Source organism: Pseudomonas sp. CFBP 13727 (genome assembly GCF_014841915.1).
GTDB lineage: Bacteria > Pseudomonadota > Gammaproteobacteria > Pseudomonadales > Pseudomonadaceae > Aquipseudomonas > Aquipseudomonas baltica.
On the sequence record NZ_JACYUT010000005.1, the window covers coordinates 72548 to 84871 of the forward strand.

Here is a 12324-nt window from a genome sequence, read left to right on the forward strand (position 1 = left end):
AATTAGCCTCTGGTTCACGGGACTAAACGGCAAGACCAAGGGGGATCGAACCTGTGTTCGGTGCCCCTTTTTGCTGTTTGGCCGTGAAGGAAATCCATGATGAACATGCCAAAAAACCTGATCCTGAGCATGGGTGCATTGCTGATCGCTTGTGCACCGCTGGTGCAAGCCGCTCCCGGTGGTCCGGGTGGAGCGGATGAGCAACGTCAAGGACGCCAGGAACAACCCCATCAGCGGCAGGACGGACCCGATCGGCCTGATCATGACGAGCGCGGTCCGGGCAACCGTGGCCCAGGCAACCCAGGTGGCGGCATCGCGCGCGGTGGTCCACCCCAGGATTTCGGCCCCGTACGCCAGACCATTCAGGATCATCGCGACGTCTTCCGGCCCGGCAACCCACCTCCCGCCAGTATTCGCGCCATCAAGGGACAACCCCTGCCTCGCGGCTACGGTGCCCGCCTCGACGGTCCCGCGCTGAAGCATCTACCACGTTACGAAGGCTACGAATGGCGCCGCATGGGCACGGATGTGGTGCTGATCGCCATTGGTACCGGGATCGTTTATGAGGTATTGCAGGGGGTGTTGAACTGATCAACCATCTAGAGATGCACTGCCTGTCGTGACGCCTTCGCGGCTGTACGCCGCTCCTACACGGTCGCATTTCTTTGTAGGAGCGGCGTACAGCCGCGAAAACGGTGAGATAGGCGCTGCATAGCTTGCAGCAGAACCACGCCGACTCATAGCAGCAACGCAGCAAACTATTCAGCGCATTCGCTTCGAATCACTTCTAGCGCATAGCCAATGTCACTCGGCATAAACGCGTCTGGGAATGCCGGACATATCGTGATACTCAAAGAATGGAATGCTAACACTTCCATGGAAAGGCGCATTTAGCCCCCATTGACCATACCCAGCCTCTAGATGGCTAGGCGCTCCACCGGACGCAGACAGAGGGAAATTTGCAGCGGATAGGCTATCAACAGGCGAGCTCAAAACCGGCATTGACGGCTGCACCGGAACATCCAAGCTTTCATCGAACAGAGCTCTTAAGGCGCTTACAATCTCTTCATGCAAAACAGGATTATCGATACCAGGCTCGAACACACCCCAAAAACTAAATCGAGACAAACCCATCAAATCTCCAAATGTTGTAAACATAGAATTGCTGTTTTTTGTATTGCCAATCACCTTGATACCCCCCGGTGGGTAGTCGAGATTCATATCGTTTATAAGCCCAATCGACTTCACGGCGGCACGCCACCGAGGTAGTATATTTCCGCTGTCTCCGGACAAGACCACTTTTCGAGTCTGTCCTTCTTGGTAGAGATACCCCGTAGTCACCTGGTGACCTATTACACCCACCTCAGCGTGATGTTTTTTAACTGCAAAATGCCATGCTCTCAATGAGTGGCGATTAGAGGTGCCAATTGTCGCCGTACGAAGCGTGACGCGGTCGGTAGCTAAGCCATGTAGCTCCGCCATGACCTCTCCGTTCGGGTGACGAAGCGCCCAAAAGTTGTGGCTCCATAGACCGGCGATAGCATGTGAACGTGCTTCGATTTGATATTGCTGTGACATGGGTAACTCCTGTTAAGGGATGGATGTATGACTTCGCGAACTGTAGCCCGCGGTCTATGCTTCCACTACCCGGCTTATGGAGTTAAATACATAATTAATATTTTCTCATATTCTAATGAGAAGCCGCCCAAGCGCTTATACACCCCATGCCACTAGCCAAAAAGTCCATGGATGACCAATTCGATAGATCTGAAACAGGCTCGAGATAGTCGAAACCGTAAACAAGCGTGATATTGCCCCAACAGCCGCTCACTTTTTCGACGTTGCGATCCGGCTGCTGGAAATGGGTTTCGCTGATTACCGTACATACAATCCAGTTCGAGGCGTGTTGAGCAGAAACGCATTCGCCTTTCATGCCTTTGAAAAACGCTACCAGTGATGCATGGTCCAACGGTCGAAATGCCCGAGCGCCTATGGATCTACCTTCATCAAGACGAAGGGAAGGCGAGTGACCATCCGGCATCATGCGGATGATCGTATAGGTGAAGATATCGATTGGGGTAGGCGGGTGATAATCCTGAGGGATGGGTAGATAACATCCTGAAACGGCGGTAGATACAACGGCGACTGCTATGGCACGGCGCATGTCGATGCATTCCTGATCGGCGGGACATGCAGGTTAGCCAGTCGACCGATTGTGCAGTAGCAGCCGTTTCCCAAGTGAATGTGAGATATCCCCTCTACCGCCGGCTCTGCTCCTCCATCACCCAATCCACGAACCGTTGCACCATTTGTCCACGGCGTTTGCGTTGCGGCACCACCACGAAATAACCCAACGCCGATGTGGCGGCGCCTTCGAAAGGGCGGCAGAGCAGTTGCTGCTCCAGCAATGCGTCCACCAGGTGACGCCAGCCGATGGCAACGCCTTGCCCGGCAATCGCGGCCTGGATGAGCAGTGTGTAGTTGTCGAAGCGCAATTGCCCCGGCGCTGGGGCACTCGGGATGTGCAAGGCGCGGAACAGGCCGCTCCAATCGAACCACTGACAGCTGCTTTCACCGCGCAGGTGCAGCAGCGGCCATTCGAGCAATGCATCAGGGCCCAGCGGTAGCGTTCGATCGTCCAACAGGCGCGGGCTGCAGACCGGGAAGACTTCTTCGTTGAACAACCGGTGACTTTCACCCTGACGGAAACGGCCATCGCCGAACAGGACCGCCACATCGATGTTCGGGCCAAGCATGGCGTGGCTGCGTTCACTGGTGACCAGGCTGACGTCGACCTGTGGATAACGTTGGTGGAAGCGATGCAGACGTGGCATGAGCCAGTAGGCGGCGAACGCGAAGTCGGTAGAGACCTGAAGCACTTCGTGCTGGGTTTGACTGGTGATCAAGCCCAGACAGTCGTCAATGCCGCGCAGTCCTCCATGTACCGCCTCGAACAAGGTGTAGCCTGCGTCGGTCAGCTCGATGCCTCGGTAGATACGATCGAACAGGCGGATGGCCAGCTGTTCCTCGAGCCGTTTGATCTGCTGGCTGACGGCAGGCTGCGTCGTACCCAGCTCGACCGCGGCAGCGGTAAAGCTCCGCAGCCTGGCGGCCGCCTCGAAAGCCCGCAACAGGTCAAGAGACATCTCTCCAAGGCTCGTAAACATAAGCGCTACTTATCCTAGGTATTGTCCGGCATGGGCTTTACCAGGCCACAGCTGCACCGCATGGTGGACGGCAGAAATTTCGCATTAATCTCCACTATGGAATGCCCTGAGCCGATGAAGCGCAAGAACATTCTTTTCATCATGGCCGATCAGATGGCCGCACCCATGCTGCCGATCTACGCGCCATCACCGATCAAGCTGCCGAACATCAGCCGTTTGGCCGAGACCGGGGTGGTCTTCGATGCGGCCTACTGCAACAGCCCGCTGTGCGCGCCTTCGCGCTTCACATTGGTCAGCGGCCAGTTGCCGAGCAAGATCGGCGCCTACGACAACGCTGCCGACTTTGCCGCCGACGTGCCGACCTATGCCCACTACCTGCGGCGCCTGGGTTACCGCACCGCACTGTCGGGCAAGATGCATTTCTGTGGCCCGGACCAGCTGCACGGCTACGAGGAACGCCTGACCAGCGATATCTACCCGGCCGACTACGGCTGGGCGGTCAATTGGGACGAACCCGACGTTCGCCCCAGCTGGTACCACAATATGTCCTCGGTGTTGCAGGCTGGCCCGTGCGTGCGCACCAACCAGCTGGATTTCGATGAAGAGGTGGTCTTCAAAGCCCAGCAGTACCTGTTCGATCACATTCGCGAAGACGGCGATCGGCCATTCTGTCTGACGGTGTCAATGACCCATCCGCACGACCCCTACACCATTCCCAAGCCGTTCTGGGACCTGTACCGCGACGAAGACATTCCACTGCCTCAGGATGTACCGGACCAGGCCGCGCTGGACCCCCACTCGCAACGCCTGCTCAAGGTCTATGACCTGTGGGACAAGCCCCTGCCCGTGAACAAGATCCGCGATGCACGCCGCGCCTACTTCGGTGCGTGCAGCTACATCGATCACAACGTCGGCAAACTGCTGCAGACCCTGGAAGAAACCGGGTTGGCCGACGACACCATCATCGTCTTCTCCGGCGATCACGGTGACATGCTCGGCGAGCGTGGGCTCTGGTACAAGATGCACTGGTTCGAGATGGCCGCGCGGGTGCCGCTGCTGGTTTGCGCGCCCGGGCAGTTCAAGCCAGGGCGAGTGCAGGCCGCAGTCTCTACCGCCGACCTGCTGCCGACCTTCGTCGAGCTGGCCGGTGGCGAACTGGAACCCGGCCTGCCGCTGGACGGACGTTCGCTAGTGGCGCATCTGCAGGGTGAAAAGGGGCATGACGAAGCGTTCGGTGAATACATGGCCGAAGGTACCCACAGCCCGTTGATGATGATCCGCCGTGGCGCGATGAAATTTATCTACAGCGAGGTCGACCCTTGCCTACTCTATGACGTGGATAACGACCCACGCGAACGTGAAGACCTGAGCCAGTCACCCCCGCACCGGGCACTGTTCGAGGCTTTCCTGAGTGAAGCCCGCCGCAAATGGGACATGCCGGCGATACACCAACAGGTGCTCGCCAGCCAGCGCCGGCGCCGCTTCGTGGCCGGCGCACTGGCCCAAGGCAAGCTGAAGAGCTGGGACCACCAGCCGCTGGTGGACGCCAGTCAGCAGTACATGCGCAACCATATCGACCTGGACGACCTGGAGCGCAAGGCACGTTATCCACAACCCTGCCCATAACATTCGAAGCTCTGAGGGGAAGTCGCATGAAGGTCACCATGAAGATATCCACAGCCCTGGCCGCCGGTTGGCTGGCCGTTGCCGGAACCACGGCGGTCGCCGACGAACAACGGTGCGAGACGGTGAAGATGGCCGACCCGGGCTGGAGCGACATTGCCGCCACCAACGCGCTCACCAGCCTGGTGCTGGAAGGCATGGGTTACCGGCCCAAGATCGACACGCTGGCGGTGCCGATCATCTTTGGCGGTCTCAAGGATGGCCAGGTGGATGTCTTCCTCGGCAACTGGATGCCGGCCCAGCAGGGTTTCTACGACAAGTTCGTGGCCAATGGTGACGTGGTGCAGTACGCCAAGAACCTGGACGGCACCGAGTTCACCCTGGCCGTCCCCGACTACGTGTATGACGCGGGTGTGAAGGATTTCGCCGACCTGGACAAGCACGCCGACAAGTTCGGCAAGAAGATCTACGGGATCGGTTCAGGGGCACCGGCCAACCTATCGCTGGCCGAGATCATCAAGAAGGACGAATTCGGCCTGGGTGACTGGAAACTGGTCGAGTCCAGCGAGCAGGCGATGCTGACCGAGGTCAATCGCAACGTGAAGAAGAAGTCGTTCGTGGTCTTCCTCGGCTGGACGCCGCACCCGATGAACGTGCAGATCAAGCTCAAGTACCTCACCGGCGGCGAGAAGTATTTCGGCTCGACCGGCACCGTGCACACCCTGACCCGCAAGGGCTATGCCGAGAGTTGCCCGAACACCGGCAAGCTGCTCAGCAATCTGGTGTTCACCCAGGACATGGAGAACAGCATCATGGCCGATGTGGCCAATAGCAAGAAAACCAGCGCACAGGCGGCGCAGGCCTGGCTGAAAGCCAATCCGGCGGTGTTGGAGAAGTGGCTGGAAGGTGTGAAAACGCTGGATGGCAAGGACGCGCTGCCGGCGGTACGCGCGAAGCTTTGATTTGACGGGCTTTGATTTGATGGGTGTCAGTCATGGCCCCTTCGCGGGCAGAGAGCTCGCCGCCCGCGAAGAGGCCTTCACTGACACCCTTCAATCAACTCAACCCGCCGCCATTTCCCGGCGCAGCTGGCTCAGCACCGGTGCCGTATCCACCGCCACACCACGCCAGTAGGTGAACGCTTCGGCTGCCTGCTCGACCAGCATCCCGAAACCGTCCAGCGACAGCCGTGCGCCGTGTTCGCTGGCCCAGCGGCAAAACGGCGTTGGCTCCTTGCCATACATCATGTCGTAGCAGACCGTCACACCGGGCTCGATCAGGCTGGCGGCGATCGGTGGCAGATCGCCCGCCAGGCTCGCCGAAGTGGCGTTGATGATGATATCCACCGGTTCTTCCAGCCAATCGAAGCCACTGGCCGCCACCGGCCCCAGGTCAGCGAACAGCTGCGCCAGCTGTTCGGCTTTCTCGACCGTGCGGTTGGCGATCACCAGTGACAGTGGCTGCTGTTCGAGCAACGGCTCGACCACTCCACGCACCGCGCCGCCGGCACCCAACAGCAGAATGCGCTTGCCCTGCAAGGTCACGCCGGCGTTGTTGACCAGGTCGCGCACCAGCCCCACGCCGTCGGTATTGTCGCCACGCAGGCTGCCATCGGGCAGCCGACTGAGCATGTTCACCGCGCCGGCGCGCTGCGCGCGCGGGGTCAGTACGCTGCACAGGCCGAACGCCTGCTCCTTGAACGGTACGGTGACGTTGGCGCCCAGCCCTTCTTCGAAAAAACCCAAGGCACTGCGGGTGAAGTCGTCGATGGGCGCCAGCCGTGTGTCGTATACCAGCGCCTGGCCCGTCTGCTCGGCAAACAAACGGTGAATGGCGGGTGATTTGCTGTGCCCCACCGGGTTGCCGAAAACCACGTAACTGTCCATGCGAATCGGTTCCTGAATCATAGGGGAGGGGTCTGCGCCAGCCAGTCGCGATCCTGCAGAAAGTAGTCGGTGAGCCGCGCTTCTTCGCTGCCAGGTACGGCTTTCCAGTCATAGCCCCAACGCACCTGCGGCGGCAGTGACATCAGGATCGACTCGGTACGGCCACCCGACTGCAGGCCGAACAGCGTACCGCGGTCGTAGACCAGGTTGAACTCGACGTAGCGCCCGCGGCGGAACTCCTGGAATTCACGCTGCTGCGCGGTGTACGCCATGGCCTTGCGCCGCTGCACGATGGGCAGGTAGGCGTCGATGAAGGCGTCGCCAATGGCGCGCATGAAGGCGAAGCTGGTGTCGAAATCCCATTCGTTCAGGTCATCGAAGAACAGGCCGCCCACGCCCCGCGGCTCGCCCCGGTGCTTGAGGTGGAAATAGCGGTCGCACCAGGCCTTGTAGCGTGGATAGACATCGGCGCCGAAGGGCTCGCAGGCTTGTTGCGCGACACGATGCCAGTGGATGCAGTCTTCCTCGTGAGCGTAGTAGGGCGTCAGGTCGAAGCCGCCGCCGAACCACCAGACGGCCTCTTCGCCTTCCTTTTCGGCAATGAAGAACCGCACGTTGGCGTGGGAGGTGGGCACGTGCGGGTTGTGCGGGTGGATCACCAGCGACACGCCCAGTGCCTCGAAGCCGCGACCGGCCAGCTCCGGTCGATGGGCGCTGGCCGAAGGAGGCAGGCCGGTGCCGAATACATGGGAAAAGTTGACCCCGCCTTTCTCGATCAACTCACCGTCTGCAATCACCCGGGTGCGCCCGCCGCCGCCCGCTGCGCGCGTCCAGGCATCTTCGACGAAGTGCGCGCCGCCGTCTTCGGCCTGCATGGCGTGGCAGATTCGATCCTGCAGATCGAGCAGATAGGCCTTTACGGCCTCTGTGCGGGTAGTCATGGCATCACCTTGAAAAAGGGCAAATACCGCCAGCGGCCTGGGAACACGCCTGACCGGCGATCAAGTCGGCGCGTAGCATAGCATCGCTCACCGCGTGCGGCAGTTGACGCCGATCAAGCAAAGGCGTCCGATAGGCCCTCGCCCAACGACAGCAGGAGTGAGCAGATGGCAAAGCGTATCCAGTTCGGTTCCACCGGCGGCCCGGAAGTCCTCGAGTTCGTCGACTTCGAGCCCAGGCAACCGGGCCCGCAAGACATTCGCGTACGCAATCACGCCGTGGGCGTGAACTACATCGACAACTACTTCCGCAGCGGCCTGTACCCGACGCCACTGCCTTCGGGCCTGGGCACCGAGGCCGCTGGCGTGGTCGAGGCGGTCGGCAGCGAGGTGGACCGGTTCAAGGTCGGCGACCGTGTGGCCTACGCAGGTGGCCCCCTGGGCGCCTACAGCGATCTGCACGTGCTGCCAGCGGCCATGGCTGTACGCCTGCCCTCGAGCATCAGCTTCGAACAGGCCGCTGCGGTGATGCTCAAGGGCCTGACCGTGCAATACCTGCTGCGTCAGACCTACAAGGTCGAGGCTGGCGAAACCATCCTGTTCCATGCCGCCGCCGGTGGTGTGGGCTCGCTGGCCTGCCAATGGGCGGCAGCACTGGGCGTGAAGCTGATCGGCACCGTCAGCTCGCCCGCCAAGGCCGAACGGGCCAAGGCCCTGGGTGCCTGGGAGGTGATCGACTACAGCCACGAAGACGTGGCCAAGCGAGTGCTCGAATTGACCGACGGCAAGAAATGCCCGGTGGTGTACGACGGTGTCGGCAAGGACACTTGGGAAACCTCGCTGGACTGTCTCCAGCCGCGCGGCTTGATGGTCAGCTTCGGCAATGCGTCGGGTGCGGTCAGTGGGGTCAACCTGGGCATCCTGTCGCAGAAGGGCTCGCTGTACGTGACTCGCCCGACCCTGGCCAGCTACGCCGTGCCCGGCGCAGTACAGGGCATGGCCGACGAGCTGTTCGAGATGATCGCCAGCGGCAAGCTCAAGGTCGACGTCAGCCAGCAGTACGCACTGAGCGATGCCGCCAAGGCGCAGACCGCACTCGCCGCGCGCGAAACGGTGGGCTCGACCATCCTGCTACCATGAAACCAGGCAGGGAGCCCCGTGTACGCGGCTCCCTGCCTGGCCTCAGGGCCTGATCACTTCACCGGTGATCAGGTCGCGAATCACGCTCGGGCTCTTGCGCCCCCCCAGCGCGCCGCCCAGCACGACGTCCACTTCGCCACGAAAGTATTGCTCGACGCGCAGACGGCTACGCGCGGCCGGGCGACCTTGGCGATTGGCGGAGGTCGACACCAGCGGCCCGACCAGCGCGCACAGCTCCCGCACCTGCGGGTGATCGCTCACGCGCAGGGCCACGGAATCGTGGATACCGGTGATCCATTCGGGCAGCAGGCCTTGGTGAGGCACCAGCCAGGTGTTCGGGCCGGGCCAGGTACTGGCCATGCGATCGATCCACTCTTCGGGAAAATCCTCGAACAGAAAGTCGAACTGCCGGATGTTGTCGGCGATCAGGATCAGGCCCTTGTCGACCGAGCGCTCCTTGATGGCCAGCAAGCGGTACACCGCTTCTTCGTCCCATGGATCGCAACCCAATCCCCAGACAGCTTCGGTAGGGTAGGCGATCACCGCGCCCGCTCGGATCTCGCGCGCCGCTTGCTGCACACGCCAACTGCTCACCATCTGCTGTCACTCCCATTGAAGACTGCCGCCAGTGTACTTAGCTGGCCCGTGCAAACCAACGCCCCGCCTGGCTGACCACGCGCCCCTGCATCTCCAGCTCGGTAAGTTGCGCCATCACCCGCGGCAACGGCCATCCCAACGCCGTGGCCAAGCCTTCGGTGGTGTGCGCGGCGGCCACCAGCACCTCAAGCAGCGGATCGGCGGGCTGGGCTGGCGCCGCCGGCAGGACCGGTGGCAGACGCTGCCAGCCCTGCAACCCTTCAAGAATATGATCGATGGTCTCGACCAGTTGCGCGCCGTCGCGGATCAACTGGTGACAGCCGCGTGCGCCGGGGTGATGAATGGAGCCGGGCAGCGCCCACACCTCGCGGCCATGCTCGGCGGCCAGCCTTGCGGTGATCAGTGAACCGCTGGCCGGGCTGGCCTCGATGACCAGCACACCCAGCGACAGACCGCTGATGATCCGATTGCGTCGAGGAAAGTTGCCCGGCTGCGCCTGCGCGTCGAGGGGAAACTCGGAAACCAGTGCACCCTTGCGCTCGACGATGGCCTGGGCGAGCACGCGATGCTTCTGTGGATAAAGTTTTTCCAGACCGGTGCCCAATACCCCGATGGTGTGCCCACCCACCTCCAGCGCACCTTGATGCGCCGCCCCGTCCACACCCAGGGCCAGGCCACTGGTGATGGCAAATCCCGCCGCTGCCAGGCTGCGGGCGAAGGCCCGGGCGTTGTCCAGGCCGGGCGGCGAAGCGCGACGACTGCCGACCACGGCGATCTGCGGCCGCTCCAGCACACCGGGGTCGCCGCGTACGAACAACAGCGGCGGTGGATCGGCGATTTCCTTGAGCAGGGCGGGGTAGTCGGCGTGGTCCCACATCAGCAAATGCTGATGCGGACGCTCTAGCCAGGCCATTGCAGCCGCCGCGTCGCGATGGATGCAGGGGTCGCGGCGGGCCTGGGCACTGGCGTCGCTGCCGCCGGCCCCGCGCCATTGCCCGACTGGCGCAGCAAGCGCCGAACGCGCGCTGCCGAAGTGCGCAACGAGCTTGTGGAAGCGTTGCGGGCCGATTTCCGGCAGCACATGCAAGCGCAGGCGCGCCTCGAGTTCGGAAAGGGTCTGAGCAGTGGTATCGAAAAGCGGCATCCGATCATCCTTGAATCGGCAGGCTCGCAGACAGCTGGACAAGCTGTGGATAACTCTGTGCACAAAAGTATCGGAAAGCGCCCGGGCGTGACCTCGTCATGCCCGGTGCCCTATGCGCTACGGGTTGCCTACCTTGTCCATCACTGCCAACGAGCGGTTGGCGTTGAGGATCAAACCATAGCTCAGCTTTTCATAAGTGCGGAACACCATAAGCAGCCCGGAGCGCTCGTCGGGGACCTTGACCTGCTCGCCGGTGATACGATCGCGCACTGTCTCGCCGGTCTTGTACACCGCGAGAACGTTGCCCTCGCGCAGTCCGTCGCGCGTTCCGCGGTTCAAGGTGACCACGTCGTACTTGCCGATCTGTGTAACACCTCGTGGCACATCAATGATCACACCACGAATGTCAGTCTCTGGCGCGCTGGGGAAAAACGTCGAATTGACCGCGCGTTGTTCATCGCTGAACAGCCGGTCGCCCAGGCGGACCTCTTCGCGCGAGCGTTGCAGTACCAGGGTAGAGATATCCCCCTCGGTCGCGACGATCTCGCCGCCGCCGATGTTGTCGGCGTTGATACCCAGAAATTCCTGGGTGTCGGGGTCGATGTAGGTCTTGCCCTGGCGGAAGATGCCGTACACCGACTGCGCCGGGTCGAAGGCGCCACGTGCGTAGATGCGGTCGCCCATGCCACTGAGCACGCGCTCGGCATTGCCGGCCACGATGTAGGGGGCGGCGTTGAATTGCTCGACCGAATCCATGATGCGGTTGGTCAGCAGGAAGCTGTTGATCGATTCCAGCGGGATGCTGGGTATGGCCTCGGCCACGGGCGTGGTGCGCACCCTGGGCGAAAGCTTGATGGTGCCGCGCGAGGCGCCACGTTCGAGCATCAGCTGCGGCTGGCCGTTGACGAAGCCCAGCACCAGCGAATCGCCAGGGTAGATCAGGTCCGGGTTGGCGATCTGTGGGTTGGCGTGCCAGAGGTGTGGCCACTGCCACGGCTGGCTGAGAAACTTCCCGGAAATGTCCCACAATGTATCGCCACGCACCACCGTGTAGCGCTGTGGATAGCCGTCCCTGAGCTGCACTTGCGCCTGCGCCAGGCCGGCCATTGCCAGCATCAGCAGGGCGAGTAGTGATTTCCTCATGCCGTGAATCCCTTTATCATGTCTGCTCACGCGAAATAACGACTTTACCTCACAGTGCAGCACATACGCATATGGCTATTTTAAACATCCTCGAATTTCCAGACCCGCGCCTGCGTACCGTCGCCAAGCCGGTCACGGTGGTGGACGACAGCGTTCGCCAGCTTGTCGATGACATGTTTGAAACCATGTACGACGCCCCTGGCATCGGTTTGGCCGCCACCCAGATCAACGTGCACAAGCGCATCGTGGTCATGGACCTGTCCGAAGATCGCAGCGAACCACGGGTGTTCATCAACCCCGAGTTCGAGTCGCTGACCGACGAGATGGACCAGTACCAGGAAGGTTGCCTGTCGGTGCCCGGCTTCTACGAGAACGTCGATCGCCCGCAGAAGGTCAAGGTCACCGCGCTGGACCGCGACGGCAAATCCTACGAACTGATCGCCGAAGGCCTGCTGGCCGTGTGCATCCAGCACGAGTGCGATCACCTCAACGGCAAGCTGTTCGTCGACTACCTGTCCAACCTCAAGCGCGACCGCATCAAGAAAAAGCTGGAAAAACTGCACAAGCAGCAGGCCTGATTCCGGTGCCCTTGTAGGAGCGGCTAGTAGCCGCGAACAACGCACCTCGGTGCGTCAGGAAGGGCCCCTTCGCGGCTGCTAGCCGCTCCTACAAAGGGTTGCGGCCCA

13 protein-coding genes are annotated in these 12324 nt (G+C 61.5%); 5 read left to right on the forward strand and 8 right to left on the reverse strand.

What is annotated here, in order from left to right:
* The first annotated feature begins 99 nt into the window (after positions 1 to 99).
* Positions 100 to 591 (forward strand): anti-virulence regulator CigR family protein, encoded by a 492-nt coding sequence (locus IFT76_RS15940; protein ID WP_192050303.1) that lies wholly within the window; start codon positions 100 to 102, stop codon positions 589 to 591.
* A gap of 213 nt (positions 592 to 804) precedes the next feature.
* Here the strand turns inward: IFT76_RS15940 and IFT76_RS15945 are convergent, their stop codons facing one another.
* The 3 genes from IFT76_RS15945 to IFT76_RS15955 all read right to left on the reverse strand — a co-directional run bounded on the left by IFT76_RS15945 (position 805) and on the right by IFT76_RS15955 (position 3167).
* Positions 805 to 1578: a hypothetical protein gene (locus IFT76_RS15945; RefSeq protein ID WP_152965730.1), complete on the reverse strand. Its 774-nt coding sequence runs from the start codon at positions 1576 to 1578 to the stop codon at positions 805 to 807.
* A gap of 112 nt (positions 1579 to 1690) precedes the next feature.
* On the reverse strand, positions 1691 to 2164 hold the full coding sequence (locus tag IFT76_RS15950; protein ID WP_192059257.1) for a hypothetical protein: 474 nt from the start codon (positions 2162 to 2164) through the stop codon (positions 1691 to 1693).
* Positions 2165 to 2258: 94 nt separating this feature from the next.
* Positions 2259 to 3167: a choline sulfate utilization transcriptional regulator gene (locus tag IFT76_RS15955; protein WP_192059259.1), complete on the reverse strand. Its 909-nt coding sequence runs from the start codon at positions 3165 to 3167 to the stop codon at positions 2259 to 2261.
* Between the two features lie 114 nt (positions 3168 to 3281).
* Between IFT76_RS15955 and betC the strand changes: the two genes are divergently transcribed.
* Positions 3282 to 4793 carry a choline-sulfatase gene (gene betC / locus IFT76_RS15960; RefSeq protein WP_192059261.1) on the forward strand — a complete coding sequence of 504 codons (1512 nt, stop codon included), beginning with the start codon at positions 3282 to 3284 and terminating at the stop codon, positions 4791 to 4793.
* Positions 4794 to 4831: 38 nt separating this feature from the next.
* Positions 4832 to 5752: a choline ABC transporter substrate-binding protein gene (choX, locus tag IFT76_RS15965; RefSeq protein WP_192059263.1), complete on the forward strand. Its 921-nt coding sequence runs from the start codon at positions 4832 to 4834 to the stop codon at positions 5750 to 5752.
* A 99-nt stretch (positions 5753 to 5851) separates the two neighbouring features.
* Here choX and aroE read toward each other — a convergent pair whose 3' ends face one another.
* Together aroE and hemF are read right to left on the reverse strand one after the other, a co-directional pair.
* Positions 5852 to 6676, reverse strand: a complete 825-nt coding sequence (aroE, locus tag IFT76_RS15970; RefSeq protein WP_122480137.1) for a shikimate dehydrogenase — start codon at positions 6674 to 6676, stop codon at positions 5852 to 5854.
* A 17-nt stretch (positions 6677 to 6693) separates the two neighbouring features.
* A complete protein-coding gene (hemF, locus tag IFT76_RS15975) occupies positions 6694 to 7617 on the reverse strand; it encodes an oxygen-dependent coproporphyrinogen oxidase (protein ID WP_122480063.1) in 924 nt (307 codons plus the stop codon).
* Between the two features lie 165 nt (positions 7618 to 7782).
* On the opposite strand from hemF, the gene IFT76_RS15980 reads away from it, so the two are divergent.
* Positions 7783 to 8754: an NADPH:quinone reductase gene (locus IFT76_RS15980; protein WP_192055196.1), complete on the forward strand. Its 972-nt coding sequence runs from the start codon at positions 7783 to 7785 to the stop codon at positions 8752 to 8754.
* 42 nt (positions 8755 to 8796) lie between these two features.
* Here IFT76_RS15980 and IFT76_RS15985 read toward each other — a convergent pair whose 3' ends face one another.
* From IFT76_RS15985 to IFT76_RS15995, 3 genes are all read right to left on the reverse strand, one after another.
* On the reverse strand, positions 8797 to 9351 hold the full coding sequence (locus IFT76_RS15985; protein ID WP_122480061.1) for an L-threonylcarbamoyladenylate synthase: 555 nt from the start codon (positions 9349 to 9351) through the stop codon (positions 8797 to 8799).
* A gap of 37 nt (positions 9352 to 9388) precedes the next feature.
* A complete protein-coding gene (gene dprA / locus IFT76_RS15990; RefSeq protein WP_192059265.1) occupies positions 9389 to 10495 on the reverse strand; it encodes a DNA-processing protein DprA in 1107 nt (368 codons plus the stop codon).
* A 117-nt stretch (positions 10496 to 10612) separates the two neighbouring features.
* Complete coding sequence (locus IFT76_RS15995) at positions 10613 to 11638, reverse strand: LysM peptidoglycan-binding domain-containing protein (RefSeq protein WP_122480059.1); 1026 nt, start codon at positions 11636 to 11638, stop codon at positions 10613 to 10615.
* Positions 11639 to 11709: 71 nt separating this feature from the next.
* On the opposite strand from IFT76_RS15995, the gene def reads away from it, so the two are divergent.
* The gene (gene def / locus IFT76_RS16000) at positions 11710 to 12216 is read left to right on the forward strand and encodes a peptide deformylase (RefSeq protein ID WP_122480058.1); all 507 of its coding nucleotides are present in this window, start codon (positions 11710 to 11712) and stop codon (positions 12214 to 12216) included.
* Positions 12217 to 12324 lie beyond the last annotated feature (108 nt).

Excerpts from the sequence above, each read along its gene's own strand:
- IFT76_RS15940 (WP_192050303.1), top strand. The coding sequence starts at position 100 with ATGAACATGCCAAAAAACCTGATCCTGAGCATGGGTGCATTGCTGATC.
- IFT76_RS15945 (WP_152965730.1), bottom strand. The coding sequence starts at position 1,578 with ATGTCACAGCAATATCAAATCGAAGCACGTTCACATGCTATCGCCGGT.
- IFT76_RS15950 (WP_192059257.1), bottom strand. The coding sequence starts at position 2,164 with ATGCGCCGTGCCATAGCAGTCGCCGTTGTATCTACCGCCGTTTCAGGA.
- IFT76_RS15955 (WP_192059259.1), bottom strand. The coding sequence starts at position 3,167 with ATGTTTACGAGCCTTGGAGAGATGTCTCTTGACCTGTTGCGGGCTTTC.
- betC (WP_192059261.1), top strand. The coding sequence starts at position 3,282 with ATGAAGCGCAAGAACATTCTTTTCATCATGGCCGATCAGATGGCCGCA.
- choX (WP_192059263.1), top strand. The coding sequence starts at position 4,832 with ATGAAGATATCCACAGCCCTGGCCGCCGGTTGGCTGGCCGTTGCCGGA.
- aroE (WP_122480137.1), bottom strand. The coding sequence starts at position 6,676 with ATGGACAGTTACGTGGTTTTCGGCAACCCGGTGGGGCACAGCAAATCA.
- hemF (WP_122480063.1), bottom strand. The coding sequence starts at position 7,617 with ATGACTACCCGCACAGAGGCCGTAAAGGCCTATCTGCTCGATCTGCAG.
- IFT76_RS15980 (WP_192055196.1), top strand. The coding sequence starts at position 7,783 with ATGGCAAAGCGTATCCAGTTCGGTTCCACCGGCGGCCCGGAAGTCCTC.
- IFT76_RS15985 (WP_122480061.1), bottom strand. The coding sequence starts at position 9,351 with ATGGTGAGCAGTTGGCGTGTGCAGCAAGCGGCGCGCGAGATCCGAGCG.
- dprA (WP_192059265.1), bottom strand. The coding sequence starts at position 10,495 with ATGCCGCTTTTCGATACCACTGCTCAGACCCTTTCCGAACTCGAGGCG.
- IFT76_RS15995 (WP_122480059.1), bottom strand. The coding sequence starts at position 11,638 with ATGAGGAAATCACTACTCGCCCTGCTGATGCTGGCAATGGCCGGCCTG.
- def (WP_122480058.1), top strand. The coding sequence starts at position 11,710 with ATGGCTATTTTAAACATCCTCGAATTTCCAGACCCGCGCCTGCGTACC.